This window comes from Streptomyces triticisoli (genome assembly GCF_003270085.1).
GTDB classification, from domain to species: Bacteria; Actinomycetota; Actinomycetes; order Streptomycetales; family Streptomycetaceae; genus Streptomyces; species Streptomyces triticisoli.
Genome location: NZ_QFDQ01000003.1, coordinates 43,162 through 63,367, shown reverse-complemented (window position 1 = coordinate 63,367; position 20,206 = coordinate 43,162). Strand labels below are relative to the sequence as shown.

The window sequence follows — 20,206 nt, the reverse complement described above, 5'->3', positions numbered from 1 at the left end:
GAGGCGAGGGAATGCCCCTGGTGACGGGCAGGGGGCAGCTAACAGGCAGCGCAAAGGGTCAGTGTAGCCACTTGGCCCACTGATGTCCAGTACGGGTTTTTCGAGACCCTCGTAGTTGTCAACGCCTGCGGCATGCCTGCCCTCAACGCACCCTGATACTGCCCTCTTCGTCGTCGATCCATGCCTCGGATTCGGATCCTTGTGACGACGCGTCCTGAGAATTGCGCGCTGCGTGCAGTTCGTCAAGGCCCCCCATGCCAAAACCGGATGCTGCCCTCGTCACTTGCGGCCTGTCGCCGGGACCTGTCGAGGCACGACGAAGATCACCATACCCCTCCCGGCCGCGGGTGCAAGGCACCCTGCGCCGCCCCCGGCAAACGCCGAGGAGCGACCACCCGGATGGATGATCGCTCCTCGGTGCGTTCGCGTTACAGCCCTACGGGACTGCTGTCAGCGCGCGGGAGTCCCTGACGGACCCGTGAAGGTCTTACTTGACCTCGACGGAGGCGCCGGCGCCCTCGAGGGCCTCCTTGGCCTTGTCCGCGGCCTCCTTGTTGACCTTCTCGACGACGGGCTTCGGCGCACCGTCGACCAGGTCCTTGGCCTCCTTCAGGCCCAGGGAGGTCAGCTCACGCACGACCTTGATGACCTGGATCTTCTTGTCGCCGGCACCGGTGAGGATGACGTCGAACTCGTCCTTCTCCTCCTCGGCGGGGGCGCCCGGGGCAGCCTGGCCCGGACCGGCCATCATGACCGGGGCGGCCGCGGCGGCGGTGACGTCGAACTTCTCCTCGAAGGCCTTCACGAACTCGGAGAGCTCGATGAGGGTCATCTCCTCGAACTGCGCGAGCAGGTCTTCCTGGCTGAGCTTCGCCATGATGGCGGTCCTTCCATTCAAATCGGCAGGTGCCGGATGTACGGGGTAAGGCGGGCGTACGTCGGGCCCGCGTCGACCCTCGCCCACGGGGCGGCGAGGATCACGAAGCGAGCCGAGTTACTCGGCACCGCCCTGCTCGGCCTGCTTGGCGCGCAGCGCGTCCACGGTGCGGACGAGCTTCGACGGCAGCGCCTGGAAGACGGAGGCAGCCTGGGACTGCTTCGCCTTGAAGGCACCGGCCAGCTTGCTGAGCAGAACCTCGCGGGACTCCAGGTCCGCAAGCTTCTTGATCTCGTCGGCGGACAGCGCCTTGCCGTCAAGGACACCGCCCTTGATGACGAGATTCGGGTTCTCCTTGGCGAAGTCACGGAGACCCTTCGCCGACTCCACCGGGTCACCGGTGACGAAGGCGACCGCCGTAGGACCAGCGAAGAGCTGTTCGTCCAGCGTGATTCCGGCCTCGTTGGCCGCAATCTTGGTCAGCGTGTTCTTCACCACGGCGTACTGGGCGTTCTCACCGAGAGAACGGCGCAGCGTCTTGAGCTGCGCCACGGTGAGACCGCGGTACTCGGTCAGCACGGCGGCGTTGGAGCTGCGGAACTTGTCCGTCAGCTCCGCAACCGTGGCAGCCTTGTCGGGCCTCGCCATAGAGCCTCGGCCTCCTTCCGGGTGATTCGGACCGCGCGGACCCGAAGGAGGACTGGGAAAACGAAACGCCCCGGCGCAGGCGCACGGGGCGGACTCGACCGGCCGCACACGACACGATCGCGCGCACTCCGGGAGTTCTTCCACTGTCACCTGCGCGGGTCGTCCGCAGTTCAGCGGATCCTTCGGCCACCGCACTCTCATACGAGCGCACGGTAACGACCAGCGGTCTTTGGCTTCTGTAGGAGAGTACGGGAACGGATCGCCGTGAGGCAAATCCGTTCCCGGAGCCGGCGAGGGGGGTCAGCCCTCCTCGCTGCCCTTCATCATCTCGGCCAGGTCGACGGTGTCCTTGGCCGGCGGGGCCTCGACCGTCACCGGCTGGTTGAAGTCGAGGAACTTGATGGTCATGTCCAGCGGGCCCTTGTCGGTGTCGCCGCGCATCCGGAACTGCTTGGTGTGGTCCTCGCCGTCGATCCACATGTCCATCGTGAGCTTCTCGACGCCCATCGTCTCGTACTGCTTGATGCTCTTCTCGCCGCGCTCGGCGGCCTTGGCATCCTTCTCCTTGAGGGAGGCGCGCAGGTCGTCGAGGGTGATGGTGCCCGTGTAGCGGGTGGTCTCGACCCCGTCTATCTTCTCGGTGCCGACCTTCTTCACGTCCTTGGCACCGGTGAGGAACGTGGACTCGGTCGCCGGGTTCTGCTCGGCCTGGCTCGCGGCGCCCAGCTCGTTCAGCTCCTGGTCGGAGCCGAGCGCGGCCAGGTCGAACTTCATCCAGCTCTTGCCGTCCATCTCCTTGGCCATCTCGGCGCTGCCGATGTACATGACCTTGTCCACGAGCCGGATCTCGGCGGAGCCGTCGGCACCCCGGTCGAGCGCCGTCATCTTCATGCTCATGGCGACATCAGGCTTGACCCGCATCGAGGCCTCGGCCTTGATCCGGCCCTCCTCGGGGACCTTGCCGGTCATCGTGTAGCGGAAGGACGAGATGTCCTCGGTGTTCTTCGCCGCCTTGGCCACGGCCGCGGCCGGCGACATGGCGGGCGACTCCTCACCCGAGCCCTTCGAGCAGCCGACCGCGCCCGCGGCGAGAAGAAGTGCGGCAAGTCCGGCGGCAGGTACGGACGTTCTCATCGAATCCCCCCAAGTCATCGATCCCCCCGAGGAACACAGAACTGAAGCACAACAGGGACTGGAGCCTATCCCACCGGTATGACAGAGTCGTTCGAATTTCGTGGGGCCGAACCTGCGCTCAGGAGAGGCTTCCGTGGCCGCCCACCAGTTCCTTGAAGTCCTTGGTGTCCCCGGCGGGGGGAACCTCGGCCGACACCTTCACGCCGTAGTCGGAGTAGTACGCGGTCTGGGTCAGCTCACCCGATGCCGTCTGCGCCCTCTCCACCTTCTTGACCAGCAGGTCCCGGTCGTCGACCCAGATGTCCACGGTCTGGGTGGTGACACCGGCCCGGGTGAGCCGCTCCTTGAGGTCCGCGACCTGGTCCTCGTCGAGCCCGGAGTCGCGTGTGGCCAGTCCGGCCACGTCCACCGTGCCCGTGTAGTGCGTGGTGCGGTCGCCCCGCACCCATTCCTCGCCGACCTTCCTGGCGTCACCGCAGGCCAGCAGCAGCTTCACGGACTGGTGGGGCGCGGTGTCGCGCATCTGGTCGCCGAGTTGGGCACCCGAGCCGTCGGCGAGGTGCTCCAGGTCCTGGTACACGTACCGGAGCCAGTGGCGGCCGCCCGCCTGCGCGGCGAAGGCGTCCCCCATGCGGGCGTAGTAGGCGTCGGGCAGGTACCGGGCCTCCATCGTGGTGCTGCCGAGCCGGCGCATGGCCTCGGCCACGGTGCCACCGGTGTAGGTGAGGGTGAGGGTGCCGGTGAGTCCGTCGCCCCAGGAGAGGGCGCCGGTGGCCTTCATGGACATCATCGCGCCCATGGTCGTACTGGACTCCACCCGGGCGGAGTCGGCGGCCGAGGTGGCGCGCTCGGCGGACCGCAGCGCCGCGGCGGAAGCGGTGCCCGCCCCGGCCTCCCGGCGCTCGCCGGGGTCGTCCGCCGCCACACCACCGCTGCCGGAAGGGCCGGAGGAGGCCGGGTAGGCGGAGGAACCGGCGGTGGTGCAGGCGGAGCCCGCGGTCAGCGCGGCCGCCACCGCCAGGGCGAGGCTCCCACGGCGCACGGACGTGATCGTCGTCGGTCCCGGTCCCACCCCTGCGCCCTCGCTCCTCGCGTGCGTATCCCGTGTCCGCACCGTAGCGCAGACCACCGGACCGCGGGCCGGAAAGGGGACGGGCCCCGCACCTGAGCAGGTGCGGGGCCCGTGACCGGTTGAGGTGAGCCGTCGGGCTCAGACCGCGGCCGGGTCCTCCTCGGCGAGGAGGTTGCGGGTGCGGTTCGGGTCGACCGGGATACCGGGGCCCATCGTGGTGGTGATGGCGGCCTTCTTGATGTAGCGACCCTTGGCGGCGGACGGCTTCAGACGGAGGATCTCGTCCAGCGCGGCGCCGTAGTTCTCCACCAGCTTGGTCTCGTCGAACGAGGTCTTGCCGATGATGAAGTGCAGGTTCGAGTGCTTGTCGACGCGGAACTCGATCTTGCCGCCCTTGATGTCGGACACGGCCTTGGCGGTGTCCGGGGTGACCGTGCCGGTCTTCGGGTTCGGCATCAGACCACGCGGGCCGAGGACGCGGCCGAGGCGGCCGACCTTGCCCATGAGGTCCGGGGTGGCGACGACGGCGTCGAAGTCCAGACGGCCCTTCGACACCTCGTCGATCAGCTCGTCGGCGCCGACGATGTCGGCACCCGCGGCACGCGCGGCCTCGGCACGGTCACCGGTCGCGAAGACCAGGACCCGGGCGGTCTTGCCGGTGCCGTGCGGAAGGTTCACGGTGCCACGGACCATCTGGTCGGCCTTGCGCGGGTCGACACCCAGACGGAAGGCGACCTCGACAGTGCCGTCGAACTTGGTCGTGGAGGTCTCCTTGGCGAGACGGACGGCATCGAGCGGGGCGTACAGCTTCTCCCGGTCGACCTTGGCGTCCGCAGCGCGAAGGGCCTTGCTGCGCTTGCTCACAACTGCTCCTGAGTGTTCTGAAAGGAGTCGTGGTACGGGCCGAGCAGGCCCTGCCACGTGCGGCCTTCCACGGCCGCATGAGTACTACGGTGCTGGGGTTCAGCCCTCGACGGTGACGCCCATGGAACGGGCGGTGCCGGCGATGATCTTCTCGGCGGCGTCCAGGTCGTTGGCGTTGAGGTCGGGCAGCTTGGTCTGGGCGATCTCGCGGACCTGCGCCTGGGTGATCTTGGCGACCTTGGTCTTGTGCGGCTCGCCGGAGCCCTTCTCCACGCCCGCGGCCTTGAGGATCATCTTGGCGGCCGGCGGAGTCTTGGTGACGAAGGTGAAGGAACGGTCCTCGTAGACCGTGATCTCCACCGGGATGACCCAGCCGCGCTGCGACTCGGTCGCGGCGTTGTAGGCCTTGCAGAACTCCATGATGTTGACGCCGTGCTGACCCAGCGCGGGGCCGACCGGCGGAGCCGGGTTGGCTGCACCGGCCTGGATCTGGAGCTTGATGAGCCCCGTGACCTTCTTCTTCTTGGGAGGCATGCTCTCTCCGGGTCCTTGCTGAGAGGTTGAGTACCATCCGCGCCTTGGACCTGCCCTATTCGGATGCACGATCCCGCAGATGGCATACCGCACCACGATAGCCCCTGCCCCCTCGGGACCTGAAATCGCCGAGGTCAAGCAGCTCGCGGGGGCATCCCCCGTGCGGCCGCGCGCCCCTCGGCCCGATTCGGCCATCGGGCGCATCACGGAGGACCATCGGGCTTAAATCAGGCGACACACGGAGAAAACAGGTGACTCGACGGGGATTTCCTTCGCTGACAGCACCCCTGCCCGCGGCGCCCACGGCCCTTCCGAACCGTCGCGCGCCCGCGGCGGGCGCGATTTCAGAAGGAGCGACATGTTCACCCGTGGGTTTTTCGTCCGCACCACCCAGGTCCTCTGCATAAGCACGCTCGCCACGCTGGCCTCCACCGCGCCGGCCTCCTCCGCCTCGGCCACAGCCCAGAACGTGGCGTGCAGCCAGACCGCCCTGCGCGATGCCATCGACACGGCCAACGCCAGCCCGGACAGCAACACCCTCAACCTGGCACGCAACTGCCCGTACCAGTTGACCACCGAACTGCCGGCCATCACCACGCCGATCACCATCAACGGCAACAGCGCGACCCTCACCCGCACATCGGGGTCGTTCCGCATCCTCACCGTCGACGGCGGCAACCTGACGCTGCGATCGGCCGTCATCGCCGACGGCGACGCCACCGGCAGTCCCCTCGTGACAGGCGCCGGCGGCGGGATCGTCGTCACCGGCAACGGCACCCTGACCGTCACCGGCAGCGTGATCAAGGACAACCACGCCGACTTCGGCGGCGGCATCAGCGTGTTCAACGGTTCTCAGGCCCACCTGACCGGAACCGTCGTCCGGGGCAACTCCGCGACCCGGAACGGCGGCGGTCTCGTCAACGACGGCACGCTGACCGTCAAAGCCTCGCAGATCAGCAGGAACACAGCCGACGGCGCGGGCGGCGGCATCGCCAACATCGGGACACTGACCGTCACCGCCAGCAACATCGCCGACAACACCGCGCAGACCGGCGGCGGCATCGCCAACGGCGTACCCAGCGCCCCCGGCGGCACCACCACGGTGTCCTTCAGCAGGATCAGCCACAACCACGCCGACGACGACAACCCCGGCGGCATCTACAACAACCAGGGCACCGTGACCCTGCGGACCACCGTGGTCGCCGCCAACACCCCGAACAACTGCCGCACCAGCCCCACCACCGTCCCCGGCTGCTTCAACTGATCCCCGGCACCCTGCCGATACGCACAGCGGCCCCAGGCACCGCAGCCGCAGCCGCAGCCGCAGCCGCAGCCGCAGCCGCAGCCGCACGCACAACGCCCCTGCTGGCGGAAACCTCCGGCAGGGGCGTCTTCAGCTTCTTCGGCTCGTGGTCAGGGTCAGTTCTTCTGGATCTGGTCGAAGGAGAGCTCGACCGGCGTCTCGCGGCCGAAGATCTCCACCAGGCCCTTGACCTTCTTCGAGTCGGGGTTGATCTCGTTGATCGTCGCCTGCAGCGTGGCGAACGGGCCGTCGGTGACGGTGACCGAGTCGCCGACCTCGAAGTCCAGCACCTGGACCTCGACCTTGCGCTGCGGGGCCGGCTTGCCCTCGGCCTCGGCGGCCTCGCGGGCGGCCTTCTCCTCGGCCTCCGGGGCGAGCATCTTCACGATCTCGTCGAGCGTCAGCGGGTACGGGTTGAAGGCGTCCCCCACGAAGCCGGTGACGCCCGGGGTGTGGCGGACGGCGCCCCAGGACTGGTCCGTCAGATCCATCCGGACGAGCACGTAGCCGGGCAGCTTGTTCTGCCGGACCGTCTTGCGCTCGCCGTTCTTGATCTGGACGATCTCCTCCTCGGGAACCTCGGCCTGGTAGACGAGGTCCTCGACGTTCAGCGAGACGGCGCGCTGCTCCAGGTTGGCCTTCACGCGCTTCTCGTAGCCGGCGTAGGTGTGGATGACGTACCACTCGCCGGGCAGCGTGCGCAGTTCCTCGCGGAGCTTGGTGACCGGGTCCACCTCGGCCTCCGGCTCCTCCTCGACGGCCCCTCCCTCGGGTGCCTCGTCCTCGACGCGGACGGCGGCCTCCTCGGCCGGTTCGCCCGCGGCGGTCTCGTCAGCCTCGGCCTCGTCGACCTCGTCCGCACCCTCGACGGTGTCGAGCTCGTCATCCACGGACTCGGTCGGCTCGATGGCGTCGTTCAGGTTCGGGTCAGACACGGTGGCTGCTTCTTCCTGGATACATAGGGGTGGAACATGCGAAAGGGGCGCCGGGTACCGCGGCGCCCTTCGCTCTTGGCTCAGCCGAAGACGTACTTGGCCGCGTGGTCGAGCCCATAGTCAATCACGGTCACCAGGCCGATCATGATGACGACGAAGATAATCACCACGGTGGTGTACGTCGTCAGCTGGTTGCGAGTGGGCCAGACGACCTTGCGGAGTTCCGCGATGATCTGGCGGTAGAAGAGCGCGAGGCGCTTCAGCGGGCCCTTCTTGGCGCGCTTGCCGCCCCTGCGGGGCTTCTTCTTCGACTCCGCAACTTCGTCCTGGGCATCAGGCGTGTCGAGGGAGCCCACGGCGTCCGTCATTCGTCCTCACCTGATTCCGGGTCGTGGCCGTGCCGCGCCCGGTCGAGCCGCACGGCGGTGCATTGCTGTACGTACATGCGCACACATCCTGGCGATGGAGTGTGTAGCAGGGCCGGAGGGACTCGAACCCCCAACCGCTGGTTTTGGAGACCAGTGCTCTACCAATTGAGCTACGACCCTTTGTGTGCCCCCCAACGTACCGCATCCGACCGGATGCTCGATGTGCACCAGGTACGGCGGCGACCGCTGAAGGCCAACGAGGTGAGAGTGTACGTGCTCCGGCGCCGGTCGTCGAACGGAAAGCGTCCGAAGGTGCTCCGCCGGCGGAAGATCGGCGGCGGATCGTCCGGAAACCGGCCGCGCCGCCCCCCGGCCGCGGTCTCCGGGTCGCATCCGTCACCGCGGACGCGGGCTCACGGAGCAGCAGGGCGGTCCAGGGGGCGAAACCGAAGTGCCGCGGCCGTTTCCGGTCTGGAACGATGGCCGGTATGAGCGCTTCAACTCCTCCCACCGAGCGCCGGGTCTCCGCCCGAGTCGGCGCGATCTCCGAGTCCGCGACCCTCGCCGTGGACGCCAAGGCCAAGGCCCTCAAGGCCGCCGGGCGTCCGGTGATCGGCTTCGGCGCCGGTGAGCCGGACTTCCCGACCCCGGACTACATCGTCGAAGCCGCGGTCGAGGCCTGCAAGAACCCCAAGTACCACCGGTACACCCCGGCCGGCGGCCTGCCCGAACTGAAGGCCGCGATCGCCGCCAAGACGCTGCGCGACTCCGGCTGGGAGCCCGACGTCTCCCAGATCCTGGTCACCAACGGCGGCAAGCAGGCCATCTACGAGGCGTTCGCCGCGATCCTCGACCCGGGCGACGAGGTCATCGTGCCGGCGCCGTACTGGACGACGTACCCGGAGTCCATCCGCCTGGCCGGCGGTGTCCCCGTCGAGGTCGTCGCCGACGAGACCACCGGCTACCGCGTGACGGTCGAGCAGTTGGAGGCCGCCCGCACGGAGAAGACCAAGGTCGTCCTCTTCGTCTCCCCCTCCAACCCGACCGGCGCGGTGTACTCCGAGGCCGAGACCGAGGCGGTCGGCCGCTGGGCCCTGGAGCACGGCCTGTGGGTGCTCACCGACGAGATCTACGAGCACCTGGTCTACGGCGACGCCGTCTCCGTCTCCCTGCCGGCGCTGCTGCCCGAGCTGCGCGACAAGTGCATCGTCGTCAACGGCGTCGCCAAGACGTACGCCATGACCGGCTGGCGCGTGGGCTGGCTCATCGGCCCCAAGGACGTGGTCAAGGCCGCGACGAACCTCCAGTCGCACGCCACGTCGAACGTGTCGAACGTCGCCCAGGCGGCCGCCCTCGCCGCGGTCTCCGGCGACCTGGAGGCGGTCGCGAGGATGCGCGAGGCCTTCGACCGGCGGCGGAAGACCATCGTGCGGATGCTCAACGAGATCGACGGCGTGCTCTGCCCGGAGCCGGAGGGCGCGTTCTACGCCTACCCGTCGGTGAAGGGGCTGATCGGCAAGGAGATCCGCGGCAAGCGCCCGCAGGACTCGGTGGAGCTGGCCGCGCTCATCCTGGAGGAGGCCGAGGTCGCGGTCGTCCCGGGCGAGGCGTTCGGCACGCCGGGCTATCTGCGGCTGTCGTACGCCCTCGGTGACGAGGACCTGGTGGAGGGCGTCAGCCGGATCCAGAAGCTGCTGGCGGAGGCGCGGGACTGAGGTCCGCTTTTCGCACGGGGTCCGCAGCCTGCTCACATGAGCAGACTGCGGACCCCTTCGTTTGTGCGAGCAAGACCACGAAAGGGGAAACGACTACCGGGACGCGGGGGACGTGCGGCACGATCCAGGAATGCTGAGCTCTTCAGGGGGGCACCCCCCGAACCCCCCGCGTGTACGTGATGTCTCCGAGCTGCCGAAAGCCCATCTGCACCTGCACTTCACCGGGTCGATGCGGCCCAGCACCCTGCTGGAGCTGGCCGACAAGTACGGCGTACGACTGCCCGAGACGCTGCTGGAGGCCCTGGTCAGCGGGGAGCCGCCGAAGCTGCGGGCGACGGACGAGCGGGGCTGGTTCCGCTTCCAGCGGCTGTACGACGCGGCGCGCTCCTGCCTGCGGGAGCCGGAGGACATCCGGCGCCTGGTGCGGGAGGCCGCCGAGGAGGACGTCAAGGACGGTTCGGGCTGGCTGGAGATCCAGGTCGATCCGACCTCGTACGCCCCGCGCCTGGGCGGGCTGATCCCGGCGCTGGAGATCATCCTGGACGCGGTGGAGACGGCCTCGCGCGAGACGGGCCTGGGGATGCGGGTGCTGGTCGCCGCGAACCGTATGAAGCACCCCCTGGACGCCCGCACGCTGGCCCGGCTGGCCGTGCGCTACCGGGACCACGGCGTGATCGGCTTCGGACTGTCGAACGACGAACGCCGGGGCATGGCGCGGGACTTCGACCGGGCGTTCGCGATCGCGCGGGCCGGTGGCCTGTTCGCGGCCCCGCACGGCGGCGAGCTCACCGGCCCGGCCTCGGTCCGCGACTGCCTGGACGACCTGCAGGCCCACCGGGTGGGCCACGGGGTGCGCGCGGCGGAGGACCCGCACCTGCTGCGGCGCCTCGCCGATCGGGGCGTGACCTGCGAGGTGTGCCCGGCGTCGAACGTGGCCCTCGGCGTGTACGAGAAGCCGGAGGACGTCCCCCTGCGCACGCTCTTCGAGGCCGGCGTCCCGATGGCCCTGGGTGCCGACGACCCCCTGCTGTTCGGCTCCCGCCTGGCGGCCCAGTACGACATCGCCCGCCGTCACCACGCCTTCACGGACGCCGAACTGGCCGAACTGGCCCGGCAGTCGATCCGCGCGTCGGCGGCCCCGGAGGACGTCCGCGCGAAGCTGCTGTCGGGGGTGGACGACTGGCTGGCGGGCTGAACCGCACCGGTCAGGAACGGGCCATGGCGCCGATCACCATGGGCAGCAGATCCTTGTCGAAGAGGCCTCCGGACAGGTGATCGGGGACGGTCTTGCCGTTGACCTTCATCGCGGGCGTGCCGGGCACTCCCGACTTCTCGTAGGCCTTCTCGGAGGCGGTCACGAAGTCGCGGTGTTTCATGCCCTTGACCGCCGCGTCGAACTCCGTGCCGCGCAGGCCCTGGACCTGGGAGGCCCGGTCGAGCAGGAACGCGTCGGTGTAGCCGTCGACGGTCGCCTCGGGCTGGTGGGCGAAGAGCACCTCGTGGTACTCGACGAACCTGCCGGCGTCCAGGGCGGCCCGCAGGGCGTTGGCGGCCTTCTTCGAGCCCTGGCCGCCCCGGTCGTCGAGGAACGAGGCCAGCGTGTACTCGGCCCGGACCTCGCCGGACAGGATCATCTCGCGCAGCCCCTCACCGCCCTGGTTCTCGAACTCCGCGCAGGCCGGGCAGCGCAGGTCCTCGTACACATGGACGACGATCTTCGCGCGCGGGGATCCCACGCGGATGGTGGTGCCGTCGGGTGCGAGCGTCTCGGGGATCTCCTCCACGCCCGTGTACGCCGCCGGTGCGTGGGGCTTCCCGTCCCCGGCTTCGGCGTGGCGCTCGCCGCACCCCGTGGTGAGCACGCCCACCAGGACAGCCGCGGCCGCGGCTGCGAGGGCACGTCTGCCGCGTCGCTCCCCCATGGTCTTCCCCTCCCCTTGTTCCGCTTGTGCCCTGTGAACCTACCGGCAGTCCCGGCGCCTACAGGCTCACGCCCACCGTCACCGGCTCGTTGACCAGGGTGATGCCGAAGGTCTCACGGACGCCGGCCACGACCTCGCGGGCCAGGGTCAGCAGGTCCTCGGTGGTCGCACCGCCGCGGTTGGTGAGGGCGAGGGTGTGCTTGGTGGAGATGCGGGCCGGTCCGGTGCCGTAGCCCTTGGTGAAGCCGGCCTTGTCGATCAGCCAGGCCGCGGAGGTCTTGGTGTGGCCCTGCCCCGCCGGGTAGGCGGGCGGCTCGACGCCCTCGCCCAGCCGGTCCCGCACACGCGCGCGGAAGACGGCGAAGTCGGCGTCGGTGAGGATCGGGTTGGTGAAGAAGGAGCCGGCCGACCAGGTGTCGTGGTCCTCCGGGTCCAGCACCATGCCCTTCCCGGCGCGCAGTTTCAGCACGGTGTCGCGGGCGGTGGCGAGCGGCACCCGGTCGCCCACCTCGACGCCGAGGGCGCGGGCGGTCTCGGCGTACCTGACGGGCGCCGACAGCCCGTCCGCGTCCTGGAGGGCGAAGCGGACGCGCAGGACGACGTACCGCTCGGGGTCGGCCTTGAAGCGGCTGTGGCGGTAGGAGAACGCGCACTCCTCGTTCTCCAGGGTCACCGTCCCACCCGCCCGGCGGTCGTAGGCGATGACCTCGGTGATGGTGGTGGACACCTCCTGGCCGTACGCCCCGACGTTCTGGATCGGGGTCGCGCCGGCGGAGCCGGGGATGCCGGCCAGGCACTCGATGCCCGCGAGGCCGGCCTCGACGGTGCGGGCCACCGCGTCGGTCCAGACCTCGCCGGCGGCCAGCTCCAGCGTCGTACCGCTGAGCTCGAAGCCGCGGGTGGCGATGCGCAGGGCGGTGCCGTCGAAGCCCTTGTCGCCGATGACCAGGTTGGAGCCGCCTCCGACGAGCAGCAGCGGCGTGCCGCCGGCGTCGGCCTCGCGGACGGCGTCGATCACCTCGGCGTCGGTGGCCGCGATGATCAGCCGGGTCGCGGGGCCGCCCAGCCGGAGGGTGGTCAGCGGGGCGAGGGGCGCGTCGTGGAGTTCCTGCACGCGCCCAAGACTACGAGACCCCACTGACACAACCTCGTACAGCCTCGTACCGCCTTGTACGCCGACGGCTCGTCGCCATGGTCGGCGGTCAGGCCAGTCGTACGACCGCCCGGGACATCCCGAGGACCTTCAGACCGCCGCTCGTGGCCGTCAGGTCGACCCGCACGGTGTTGTCGTCGAGCTTGGCCGCCACCTTGCCGGCGACCTCGATCAGGGCCCCCTTGTCGTCGTTCGGGACGACGACGGGCTTGGTGAAGCGGACGCCGTACTCGACGACGGCGCCGGGGTCGCCGACCCAGTCGGTGACGACGCGGATCGCCTCGGCCATGGTGAACATGCCGTGCGCGATCACGTCCGGCAGCCCGACCTCCTTGGCGAACTTCTCGTTCCAGTGGATGGGGTTGAAGTCCCCGGAGGCGCCCGCGTACTGGACGAGGGTGGCACGGGTCACGGGGAAGGTCCGGGCCGGAAGTTCGGTGCCGACCTCGACGTCGTCGTAAGCGATCTTCGCTGTCATCGGTTTCTCACGCCTCCTCGGCCGCGCGGGCCACCAGCTTGGTCCAGGCGGTCACGACGTGTTCGCCGGCCTCGTCGTGCACCTCGCCGCGGATGTCCAGGATGTCGTTGCCGGCCAGGGACTTGATCGCCTCGATGGTGGAGGTGACGGTGAGCCGGTCGCCGGCGCGCACGGGCCGGGTGTAGGCGAACTTCTGGTCACCGTGCACCACGCGGCTGTAGTCGAGGCCGAGCTGCGGGTCCTCGATGACCTGTCCGGCGGCCTTGAAGGTGATCGCGAAGACGAAGGTCGGCGGGGCGATCACCTCGGGGTGGCCGAGTTCCTTGGCGGCCTCCGGGTCCGTGTAGGCCGGGTTGGCGTCTCCCACCGCCTCCGCGAACTCACGGATCTTCTCCCGTCCGACCTCGTAGGGGGCGGTGGGCGGGTAGGACCGCCCCACGAAGGACTGGTCGAGCGCCATGGCTCGGCACCTCCTGGTGTCAGCTGGGGTTTTCCCACATGAAACAACATGAGGCCGCCCCCGGGTGCGGGGGCGGCCTCATGTATGAAATTTTGTTTATCGCGTCTCGCGGTGCGCGGTGTGCGCGTTGCAACGCGGGCAGTGCTTCTTCATCTCAAGACGATCCGGGTTGTTGCGCCGGTTCTTCTTGGTGATGTAGTTCCGCTCCTTGCACTCCACGCAGGCCAGCGTGATCTTCGGGCGGACGTCGGTGGCAGCCACGTGAGTGCTCCTTGACGAACGGGTGGGTTTTCAACGCAGAAAGAGTAGCCGATCGAAGGACCGACCCCGCAATCGGCTACTTGGAGTAGCGGTGACCGGACTTGAACCGGTGACACAGCGATTATGAGCCGCTTGCTCTACCGACTGAGCTACACCGCTGCGATGCGATGGGAACCCACCGGACGGCGGGAACCTCTCACATCAGAGCCCCAAAACGGAATCGAACCGTTGACCTTCTCCTTACCATGGAGACGCTCTGCCGACTGAGCTATTGGGGCGAGCGAGGAAGACATTACACGCTTCGCCGCCCTACACCCAAATCCGTTTCGCCGTGCCGTCCCGCCGCGCGGCCACACCGGTACGACTATTGCGCTCCTCCCCCGTCGGGCCCGGTGACCACCCTAGGCTCGACTCACTCTGCGTGATCTTGCGTCCCGCGCGCGGCCACGCGGTCCGTGTCCCCACCTGGAGTGCGATGCCCCCCGGTCAGCCGCAGCCACCCCCTTCGTCCCCCTCGCCGGGCCCGTCCGGACGGACGGGCCCGGACGGGCTGCTGCTGTGCGGGGCCCGGCTGGCCGACGGGCGGACCGTGGACGTACGGCTGGCCGGCGGGCGCATCGAGGCGGTCGGCACCGCCGGCAGCCTCGCCGCCGGCGGGCCGCGGGACAAAGGCACGCGCGTGGATCTCGGCGGCTATCTGCTCCTGCCTGCTCCCGCCGAACCCCACGCCCACCTGGACACCGCCCTGACCGCCGACGGCGACGGTCCGGTGTCGTACGAGCCGGAGGACGTCCAGCGCCGGACGACCGAGGCCGCGCTGCTGCAACTGGGCCACGGGGCGACGGCCGTGCGCGCACACGTACGCGTGGGTGACGTCCAGGGGCTCGGCGCCCTGACGGCGGTTCTGCGGGCGCGGCGGGCGCTGCGCGGACTGACCGGGCTGACGACGGTGGCGGTGCCGCGCGTGCTCACCGGTGCGGCCGGCGCGGAGGGCCTGGCGGTGCTGCGGGACGCGGTGAAGGCGGGCGCGTGCGTGGTGGGCGGCTGCCCGGACGTGGACCCCGACCCCGCGGGCTACGTCGAGGCGGTCCTCGAGGTCGCCTCCGAGCACGGCTGCCCCGTCGACCTGCACACGGACGGGGCCGACCCGGCCCGCCTGGCGCGGATCGCGGCGATGGCGGGCGGACTGCGCCCCGGAGTCACGCTGGGCCCGTGCGGCGGCCTGTCCCGGCTGCCGGCCGGGGCTGCCGCGCGGGCCGCGGACCAACTGGCCGCGGCCGGGGTGACGGTGGTGTGCCTGCCCCAGGGCGGCTGCGGGGACGCCGAGGGACGGGACACTCCTCCGGTGCGGCTGCTGCGGGCGGCCGGGGTGCGGGTGGCCGCGGGCAGCGGCGCCCTGCGGGACGTGTCGAACCCGGTGGGGCGCGGCGACCCACTGGAGGCGGCGTACCTGCTGGCCTCCCGCCACGGGCTGCGCCCCGAGGACGCCTACGACGCGGTGAGCGCCTCGGCCCGCGCGGCGCTCGGTCTGCCCGAGGTGCGGGTGGAGGCGGGCTTTCCCGCCGAGCTGCTCGCGGTGCGCGGCGACCGGCTCGCGGGCGCGCTGTCGCTCGGGTACAGCCGGATCGTGGTGCACCGGGGGCGCGTGGTGGCACGTACGAGCGCGGTGCGGGAGTTCTGCGACTCGGCCGCCACGGCGGAGCTGGGGCTGCCGCGGCAGGGGCGGGGCGAGCTGTCGTGACGCGGTGTGCGGATGCGCCGTGACGCGGTATGCGCGTGTGCGCCCCGGGACACGCCCGAAGTCGTGCGGCGGACGCGGCCGTTCGGGCGTACGGTCGGAGACATGCGCATTGTCATCGCTGGTGGTCATGGTCAGATCGCGCTGCGGCTGGAGCGGCTGCTCGCCGCGCGCGGGGACGAGGTGGCGGGGATCATCCGCAGTGCCGAGCAGGGCGAGGACCTGCGGGCGGCCGGTGCCGAACCGGTCGTACTCGACCTGGAGTCGGCGTCGGTCGAGGAGGTCGCGGAGCGGCTGCGGGGCGCCGACGCGGCGGTGTTCGCGGCGGGCGCGGGCCCGGGCAGCGGCGCGGCACGCAAGGACACGGTGGACAAGGGCGCGGCGGTGCTGTTCGCGGACGCGGCGGTACGCGCGGGCGTGCGCCGCCACCTGGTCGTGTCGTCGATGGGCGCGGACGCGGGGCACAAGGGCGACGAGGTCTTCGACGTCTACCTGCGCGCCAAGGGCGCGGCCGACGACTACATCCGCGACCAGGAGGCCCTGGACTGGACGATCCTGCGCCCCGGCGCACTGACGAACGACGCCGGCACCGGTCTCGTACGCCTGGAGGCCCACACCGGCCGCGGCGCGATCCCCCGCGACGACGTGGCCGCCGTCCTGGCCGAACTGGTCGACACCCCCGCCACCGCCGGCCTGACCCTGGAACTCATCAGCGGCTCGGCACCGGTCTCGGTCGCGGTGAAGTCGGTGGCGGGCAACTGAGTGGGCGTCAGCCCTTCACGCAAAACCCCCTCTGATCTACGTCTCCGCAGATCAGAGGGGGTTTCCCAGTGTGGCGGCGCCAGGATTCGAACCTGGGAAGGCTGAGCCGGCAGATTTACAGTCTGCTCCCTTTGGCCGCTCGGGCACACCGCCGGGTATTGCTGTCCGTTCGAACCGTCTTTCGGCAGTTCTCCCTGGCAACGACGTAAACAATACCCGATACGGAAGGGTGCTTCGCCACCCGATTGATCGGCACCGCGGGGACGGGGGGTGACTAGGCTGGTGCGGATGCGGCCCGCGGCCCGAAGAGCGGGTTCGGCGGCCTCCCCACACCCGCCGACACGCATCCGATACGCACCTCGATACAAGGAGCCACAGGACATGGCCGACTCCAGTTTCGACATCGTCTCGAAGGTCGAGCGGCAGGAGGTCGACAACGCCCTCAACCAGGCCGCCAAGGAGATCTCGCAGCGCTACGACTTCAAGGGCGTGGGCGCCTCGATCTCGTGGTCCGGTGACAAGATCCTCATGGAGGCGAACTCCGAGGACCGGGTGAAGGCAGTCCTCGACGTCTTCCAGTCCAAGCTGATCAAGCGCGGCATCTCGCTGAAGGCCCTGGACGCGGGCGAGCCGCAGCTGTCCGGCAAGGAGTACAAGCTCTTCGCGTCGATCAAGGAGGGCATCTCCCAGGAGAACGCGAAGAAGGTGGCCAAGCTCATCCGCGACGAGGGCCCCAAGGGCGTGAAGGCCCAGATCCAGGGTGAGGAACTGCGCGTCAGCTCCAAGAGCCGCGACGACCTGCAGGCCGTGATCGCCCTGCTCAAGGGCCAGGACTTCGACTTCGCGCTGCAGTTCGTGAACTACCGGTAGGACCGGAGCGCCACGTACGGGCGCGGCATGCGGAAGTCACGAGGAAGGGTGGGCACCCCGCTGGTGCCCACCCTTCCTCTTTCTGCTGACTGCGGCGCGCTCAGTCGCGTTTCTGCTGACTGCGGCGCGCTCAGTCGCGGGAGTTGCCGAACAGGATGCGGTAGGCGATCAGCAGGACGAGCGAGCCGCCGATCGCCGCGGCGAAGGTGGCGCTGTCGAAGCTCTTGTTGATCGGGTGGTCCAGCCAGCGGGCGGAGATCCAGCCGCCGATGAACGCACCGGCGATGCCGATGAGGGTCGTACCGATGAAGCCGCCCGGGTCGCGGCCCGGCAGCAGGAACTTCGCGATGGCCCCGGCCAGCAGCCCGAGGATGATCCAGCTGATGATGCTCATGCTCTGAACCTGCCCGTCGTACTCGTCGCGTGTCGTGATCGTCTGTCGAGATCGTGCCTACCACACGTGTGTTCATGCGGCGTTCCGACCGCGTTGGGGAGGAAGACGCCACGGCCACGCTCCGCGGTTGCGCTGGTCAGTAGGGTTCGGACCATGACCCGGTCCCCTTCCTCTTCCCCTTCCTTCTCCGCTTCCGCGTCCGAGCTGCGGCGCACCCTGGGGGTCCGGGACGCCGTGGTGGTCGGGCTCGGCTCGATGGTCGGGGCCGGGATCTTCGCCGCCCTGGGACCGGCGGCGCGCGCGGCCGGCTCCGGGCTGCTGCTCGGGCTCGCGGTCGCCGCCGTGGTGGCCTATTGCAACGCCACCTCGTCGGCGCGGCTGGCCGCCCGGTATCCGGCCTCGGGCGGCACGTACGTGTACGGGCGTGAGCGGCTCGGCATGTTCTGGGGTCATCTGGCGGGCTGGGCGTTCGTGGTGGGGAAGACGGCCTCCTGTGCGGCGATGGCGCTCACCGTGGGCGCGTACGTCTGGCCGGGGCAGGCGCACGCGGTGGCGGTCGCGGCCGTGGTGGCGCTGACCGCGGTGAACTACGGCGGCGTCCAGAAGTCCGCCCTGCTGACGCGGGTGATCGTGGCGGTGGTGCTGGCGGTCCTCGCTTCCGTGGTCGTCGTGTGCCTGGGTTCCGGGGCCTCCGCCGCCGGGCGGGCGGCCGTCGGCGGCTCCGTGGGCGTCGGCGGTGTGCTGCAGGCGGCCGGGCTGCTGTTCTTCGCGTTCGCCGGGTACGCGCGGATCGCGACCCTCGGCGAGGAGGTACGGGACCCGGAGCGCACCATCCCCCGCGCGATCCCGCTCGCCCTGGGCATCACACTGGCCGTGTACGCGTGCGTGGCGGTGGCCGTCCTGTCCGTGCTGGGGCCGGTGGGGCTCGGGCACGCGGGGGCGCCACTGGCCGACGCGGTACGGGCGGCCGGGGTGCCCGGGCTGGTGCCGGTGGTGCGGGCCGGGGCCGCCGTGGCCGCGCTGGGGTCGCTGCTCGCCCTCGTCCTGGGCGTCTCGCGGACCACGCTGGCCATGGCGCGGGACCGGCACCTGCCCGGCGTGCTGGCCGCCGTGCACCCCCGTTTCCAGGTGCCGCACCGGGCGGAGCTGGCCGTGGGTGCGGTGGTCGCGGTCCTGGCCGCCACGGTGGACGTCCGGGGCGCGATCGGTTTCTCCTCCTTCGGTGTGCTGGCGTACTACGCCGTCGCCAACGCCTCCGCCTGGACCCTGGACGCCTCTCCCGCCCGGCGCGTGGTTCCGGCGGTGGGGCTCGTCGGGTGCGTGACGCTGGCCTTCGCTCTGCCGTGGGTCTCGGTGGCCGTGGGTGCCGGTGTGCTGGCGGTGGGCATGGCCTCGTACGGCGTACGGCGGTGGGTGGCCGCGCGGTAGGACTCCGGGTCCTTGCCTCCGCCTGTCAGCGTGTCGCGAACGGCTGGTCCGTGCGGACGATCTCGCGGCCCAGCGGGAACAGGGAGACCGGGATCAGCTTGAAGTTGGCGATGCCGAACGGGATGCCGATGATCGTCAGGCACAGCGCGATGCCGGTGGTGATGTGGGTGAGGGCCAGCCACCAGCCGGCGAGGATCAGCCACAGCACGTTGCCGACGCAGGAGGGGGCGCCCGCGTCGCGGCGCTCGACCGTGGTGTATCCGAAGGGCCACAGGGCGTAGACGCCGATACGGAACGAAGCTATGCCGAAGGGGATGCCGATGATGGTGATGCACAGCAGCACGCCCGCGAGGAGGTAGCCGAGGAACAGCCAGAAGCCGCTGAGGATCAGCCAGATGACGTTGAGGATTGTCTTCATCGGTAGTGACCTGCCATCTGCTCGAGTCGGGCGATGCGCTCCGCCATCGGCGGGTGCGTGGAGAACATTCTCGACAGTCCCTGCCGCGGGCGGAACGGGTTGGCGATCATCATGTGGCTCGCGGTCTCGATACGCGGCTCGGGGGGCAGCGGGAGCTGCTGGGTGCCGATCTCCAGCTTGCGCAGGGCGCTGGCGAGGGCGAGGGGGTCGCCGGTGAGCCGGGCGCCGGACGCGTCGGCCTCGTACTCCCTGGAGCGGCTGATGGCCAGTTGGATGACGGTGGCCGCGAGCGGGCCGAGGATCATGATCAGGAGCATGCCGAGCAGGCCGGGGCCCTCGTCGTCGTTGGAGCGGCCGATCGGGATCAGCCAGGCGAAATTGACCAGGAACATGATCACGGAGGCGAGGGCTCCGGCGACGGAGGAGATGAGGATGTCGCGGTTGTAGACGTGGCTGAGCTCGTGGCCGATGACGCCGCGCAGTTCACGCTGGTCCAGGATGCGCAGGATGCCTTCCGTGCAGCACACGGCCGCGTTGCGCGGGTTGCGGCCGGTCGCGAAGGCGTTGGGCGCCTCCGTCGGGGAGATGTACAGGCGGGGCATGGGCTGGCGGGCCTGGGTGGAGAGTTCGCGGACCATGCGGTAGAGGGCCGGGGCCTCGAACTCGCTGACCGGACGGGCGCGCATGGCGCGCAGTGCCAGCTTGTCGCTGTTCCAGTACGCGTACGCGTTGGTGCCGAGGGCGACGAGGACCGCGACGATCAGGCCGGTGCGGCCGAAGAAACTGCCGATGACGATGATGAGTGCGGACAGTCCCCCGAGGAGGACTGCGGTCCTGAGCCCGTTGTGCCGGCGGTGCACGGTACGCCCTCC

Annotated in this window: 23 protein-coding genes and 4 tRNA genes; 7 read left to right on the top strand and 20 right to left on the bottom strand. The window is 70.0% G+C overall.

All coding sequences use genetic code 11. The features are described 5' to 3' along the window. Positions 1-487: 487 nt before the first annotated feature. The 6 genes from rplL to rplK all read right to left on the bottom strand — a co-directional run bounded on the left by rplL (position 488) and on the right by rplK (position 5,129). Positions 488-877: a 50S ribosomal protein L7/L12 gene (gene rplL / locus DEP02_RS00895; protein WP_112465391.1), complete on the bottom strand. Its 390-nt coding sequence runs from the start codon at positions 875-877 to the stop codon at positions 488-490. Between the two features lie 117 nt (positions 878-994). After that, a complete protein-coding gene (gene rplJ / locus DEP02_RS00890; RefSeq protein WP_112465390.1) occupies positions 995-1,525 on the bottom strand; it encodes a 50S ribosomal protein L10 in 531 nt (176 codons plus the stop codon). A 300-nt stretch (positions 1,526-1,825) separates the two neighbouring features. Then, positions 1,826-2,659, bottom strand: a complete 834-nt coding sequence (locus DEP02_RS00885) for an SCO4651 family lipoprotein (protein WP_112465389.1) — start codon at positions 2,657-2,659, stop codon at positions 1,826-1,828. Positions 2,660-2,777: 118 nt separating this feature from the next. Next, the gene (locus DEP02_RS00880; RefSeq protein WP_232838903.1) at positions 2,778-3,710 is read right to left on the bottom strand and encodes an SCO4651 family lipoprotein; all 933 of its coding nucleotides are present in this window, start codon (positions 3,708-3,710) and stop codon (positions 2,778-2,780) included. Positions 3,711-3,869: 159 nt separating this feature from the next. After that, positions 3,870-4,595, bottom strand: a complete 726-nt coding sequence (rplA, locus tag DEP02_RS00875; protein WP_112465387.1) for a 50S ribosomal protein L1 — start codon at positions 4,593-4,595, stop codon at positions 3,870-3,872. Positions 4,596-4,694: 99 nt separating this feature from the next. Beyond that, positions 4,695-5,129, bottom strand: coding sequence for a 50S ribosomal protein L11 (gene rplK / locus DEP02_RS00870; RefSeq protein WP_112465386.1), 435 nt, complete (start codon positions 5,127-5,129; stop codon positions 4,695-4,697). Between the two features lie 358 nt (positions 5,130-5,487). Here rplK and DEP02_RS00865 point away from each other — a divergent pair, with 358 nt between their 5' ends. Next, a complete protein-coding gene (locus tag DEP02_RS00865; protein WP_112465385.1) occupies positions 5,488-6,393 on the top strand; it encodes a hypothetical protein in 906 nt (301 codons plus the stop codon). Positions 6,394-6,548: 155 nt separating this feature from the next. Here DEP02_RS00865 and nusG read toward each other — a convergent pair whose 3' ends face one another. From nusG to DEP02_RS00850, 3 genes are all read right to left on the bottom strand, one after another. Next, on the bottom strand, positions 6,549-7,367 hold the full coding sequence (nusG, locus tag DEP02_RS00860; protein ID WP_112465384.1) for a transcription termination/antitermination protein NusG: 819 nt from the start codon (positions 7,365-7,367) through the stop codon (positions 6,549-6,551). 80 nt (positions 7,368-7,447) lie between these two features. Beyond that, positions 7,448-7,735, bottom strand: a complete 288-nt coding sequence (secE, locus tag DEP02_RS00855) for a preprotein translocase subunit SecE (protein WP_112465383.1) — start codon at positions 7,733-7,735, stop codon at positions 7,448-7,450. Between the two features lie 107 nt (positions 7,736-7,842). After that, positions 7,843-7,915 (bottom strand) — tRNA-Trp (locus tag DEP02_RS00850). Positions 7,916-8,223: 308 nt separating this feature from the next. Here DEP02_RS00850 and DEP02_RS00845 point away from each other — a divergent pair. Together DEP02_RS00845 and DEP02_RS00840 are read left to right on the top strand one after the other, a co-directional pair. Continuing rightward, positions 8,224-9,450, top strand: coding sequence for a pyridoxal phosphate-dependent aminotransferase (locus DEP02_RS00845; RefSeq protein WP_157977351.1), 1,227 nt, complete (start codon positions 8,224-8,226; stop codon positions 9,448-9,450). A 130-nt stretch (positions 9,451-9,580) separates the two neighbouring features. Next, the gene (locus DEP02_RS00840) at positions 9,581-10,645 is read left to right on the top strand and encodes an adenosine deaminase (RefSeq protein ID WP_112465381.1); all 1,065 of its coding nucleotides are present in this window, start codon (positions 9,581-9,583) and stop codon (positions 10,643-10,645) included. Positions 10,646-10,655: 10 nt separating this feature from the next. Here DEP02_RS00840 and DEP02_RS00835 read toward each other — a convergent pair whose 3' ends face one another. The 7 genes from DEP02_RS00835 to DEP02_RS00805 form a co-directional block, all read right to left on the bottom strand. Beyond that, complete coding sequence (locus tag DEP02_RS00835) at positions 10,656-11,372, bottom strand: DsbA family protein (RefSeq protein ID WP_112465380.1); 717 nt, start codon at positions 11,370-11,372, stop codon at positions 10,656-10,658. 58 nt (positions 11,373-11,430) lie between these two features. Next, positions 11,431-12,486, bottom strand: coding sequence for a UDP-N-acetylmuramate dehydrogenase (locus DEP02_RS00830; RefSeq protein WP_112465379.1), 1,056 nt, complete (start codon positions 12,484-12,486; stop codon positions 11,431-11,433). Between the two features lie 88 nt (positions 12,487-12,574). Then, a complete protein-coding gene (locus DEP02_RS00825) occupies positions 12,575-13,003 on the bottom strand; it encodes a MaoC family dehydratase (protein ID WP_112465378.1) in 429 nt (142 codons plus the stop codon). A 7-nt stretch (positions 13,004-13,010) separates the two neighbouring features. Continuing rightward, entirely contained in the window at positions 13,011-13,463 is a 453-nt protein-coding gene (locus DEP02_RS00820) for a MaoC family dehydratase N-terminal domain-containing protein (protein ID WP_112465377.1), read from the bottom strand. Positions 13,464-13,559: 96 nt separating this feature from the next. After that, positions 13,560-13,724 (bottom strand): 50S ribosomal protein L33, encoded by a 165-nt coding sequence (rpmG, locus tag DEP02_RS00815; RefSeq protein ID WP_003948671.1) that lies wholly within the window; start codon positions 13,722-13,724, stop codon positions 13,560-13,562. An 86-nt stretch (positions 13,725-13,810) separates the two neighbouring features. Then, positions 13,811-13,883: transfer RNA gene (locus tag DEP02_RS00810), tRNA-Met, on the bottom strand. Between the two features lie 46 nt (positions 13,884-13,929). Beyond that, positions 13,930-14,002: transfer RNA gene (locus DEP02_RS00805), tRNA-Thr, on the bottom strand. Between the two features lie 197 nt (positions 14,003-14,199). Between DEP02_RS00805 and DEP02_RS00800 the strand changes: the two genes are divergently transcribed. Next, a complete protein-coding gene (locus DEP02_RS00800; protein ID WP_112465376.1) occupies positions 14,200-15,465 on the top strand; it encodes an amidohydrolase family protein in 1,266 nt (421 codons plus the stop codon). Positions 15,466-15,567: 102 nt separating this feature from the next. Then, positions 15,568-16,224: an SDR family oxidoreductase gene (locus DEP02_RS00795; RefSeq protein ID WP_112465375.1), complete on the top strand. Its 657-nt coding sequence runs from the start codon at positions 15,568-15,570 to the stop codon at positions 16,222-16,224. Between the two features lie 71 nt (positions 16,225-16,295). Here the strand turns inward: DEP02_RS00795 and DEP02_RS00790 are convergent. Then, positions 16,296-16,377 (bottom strand) — tRNA-Tyr (locus DEP02_RS00790). A 228-nt stretch (positions 16,378-16,605) separates the two neighbouring features. On the opposite strand from DEP02_RS00790, the gene DEP02_RS00785 reads away from it, so the two are divergent. Continuing rightward, on the top strand, positions 16,606-17,094 hold the full coding sequence (locus tag DEP02_RS00785) for a YajQ family cyclic di-GMP-binding protein (RefSeq protein ID WP_112465374.1): 489 nt from the start codon (positions 16,606-16,608) through the stop codon (positions 17,092-17,094). Between the two features lie 130 nt (positions 17,095-17,224). Here DEP02_RS00785 and DEP02_RS00780 read toward each other — a convergent pair whose 3' ends face one another. Next, positions 17,225-17,488, bottom strand: a complete 264-nt coding sequence (locus DEP02_RS00780; protein ID WP_112465373.1) for a GlsB/YeaQ/YmgE family stress response membrane protein — start codon at positions 17,486-17,488, stop codon at positions 17,225-17,227. A 153-nt stretch (positions 17,489-17,641) separates the two neighbouring features. Between DEP02_RS00780 and DEP02_RS00775 the strand changes: the two genes are divergently transcribed. Then, positions 17,642-18,916 carry an APC family permease gene (locus tag DEP02_RS00775; RefSeq protein ID WP_112465372.1) on the top strand — a complete coding sequence of 425 codons (1,275 nt, stop codon included), beginning with the start codon at positions 17,642-17,644 and terminating at the stop codon, positions 18,914-18,916. Positions 18,917-18,941: 25 nt separating this feature from the next. Here the strand turns inward: DEP02_RS00775 and DEP02_RS00770 are convergent, their stop codons facing one another. Together DEP02_RS00770 and htpX are read right to left on the bottom strand one after the other, a co-directional pair. Continuing rightward, positions 18,942-19,334, bottom strand: coding sequence for a YccF domain-containing protein (locus DEP02_RS00770; protein ID WP_112465371.1), 393 nt, complete (start codon positions 19,332-19,334; stop codon positions 18,942-18,944). Further along, complete coding sequence (htpX, locus tag DEP02_RS00765; RefSeq protein ID WP_112465370.1) at positions 19,331-20,194, bottom strand: zinc metalloprotease HtpX; 864 nt, start codon at positions 20,192-20,194, stop codon at positions 19,331-19,333. Before htpX ends, DEP02_RS00770 begins: the two co-directional genes overlap by 4 nt. Between the last annotated feature and the right edge of the window lie 12 nt (positions 20,195-20,206).

What these genes read in the sequence shown, in the direction of transcription:
- rplL (WP_112465391.1), bottom strand. Translation starts at nt 877, where the DNA reads ATGGCGAAGCTCAGCCAGGAAGACCTGCTCGCGCAGTTCGAGGAGATG.
- rplJ (WP_112465390.1), bottom strand. Translation starts at nt 1,525, where the DNA reads ATGGCGAGGCCCGACAAGGCTGCCACGGTTGCGGAGCTGACGGACAAG.
- DEP02_RS00885 (WP_112465389.1), bottom strand. Translation starts at nt 2,659, where the DNA reads ATGAGAACGTCCGTACCTGCCGCCGGACTTGCCGCACTTCTTCTCGCC.
- rplK (WP_112465386.1), bottom strand. Translation starts at nt 5,129, where the DNA reads ATGCCTCCCAAGAAGAAGAAGGTCACGGGGCTCATCAAGCTCCAGATC.
- DEP02_RS00865 (WP_112465385.1), top strand. Translation starts at nt 5,488, where the DNA reads ATGTTCACCCGTGGGTTTTTCGTCCGCACCACCCAGGTCCTCTGCATA.
- secE (WP_112465383.1), bottom strand. Translation starts at nt 7,735, where the DNA reads ATGACGGACGCCGTGGGCTCCCTCGACACGCCTGATGCCCAGGACGAA.
- DEP02_RS00845 (WP_157977351.1), top strand. Translation starts at nt 8,224, where the DNA reads ATGAGCGCTTCAACTCCTCCCACCGAGCGCCGGGTCTCCGCCCGAGTC.
- DEP02_RS00840 (WP_112465381.1), top strand. Translation starts at nt 9,581, where the DNA reads ATGCTGAGCTCTTCAGGGGGGCACCCCCCGAACCCCCCGCGTGTACGT.
- DEP02_RS00835 (WP_112465380.1), bottom strand. Translation starts at nt 11,372, where the DNA reads ATGGGGGAGCGACGCGGCAGACGTGCCCTCGCAGCCGCGGCCGCGGCT.
- DEP02_RS00825 (WP_112465378.1), bottom strand. Translation starts at nt 13,003, where the DNA reads ATGACAGCGAAGATCGCTTACGACGACGTCGAGGTCGGCACCGAACTT.
- DEP02_RS00820 (WP_112465377.1), bottom strand. Translation starts at nt 13,463, where the DNA reads ATGGCGCTCGACCAGTCCTTCGTGGGGCGGTCCTACCCGCCCACCGCC.
- DEP02_RS00800 (WP_112465376.1), top strand. Translation starts at nt 14,200, where the DNA reads ATGCCCCCCGGTCAGCCGCAGCCACCCCCTTCGTCCCCCTCGCCGGGC.
- DEP02_RS00795 (WP_112465375.1), top strand. Translation starts at nt 15,568, where the DNA reads ATGCGCATTGTCATCGCTGGTGGTCATGGTCAGATCGCGCTGCGGCTG.
- DEP02_RS00785 (WP_112465374.1), top strand. Translation starts at nt 16,606, where the DNA reads ATGGCCGACTCCAGTTTCGACATCGTCTCGAAGGTCGAGCGGCAGGAG.
- DEP02_RS00780 (WP_112465373.1), bottom strand. Translation starts at nt 17,488, where the DNA reads ATGAGCATCATCAGCTGGATCATCCTCGGGCTGCTGGCCGGGGCCATC.
- DEP02_RS00775 (WP_112465372.1), top strand. Translation starts at nt 17,642, where the DNA reads ATGACCCGGTCCCCTTCCTCTTCCCCTTCCTTCTCCGCTTCCGCGTCC.
- DEP02_RS00770 (WP_112465371.1), bottom strand. Translation starts at nt 19,334, where the DNA reads ATGAAGACAATCCTCAACGTCATCTGGCTGATCCTCAGCGGCTTCTGG.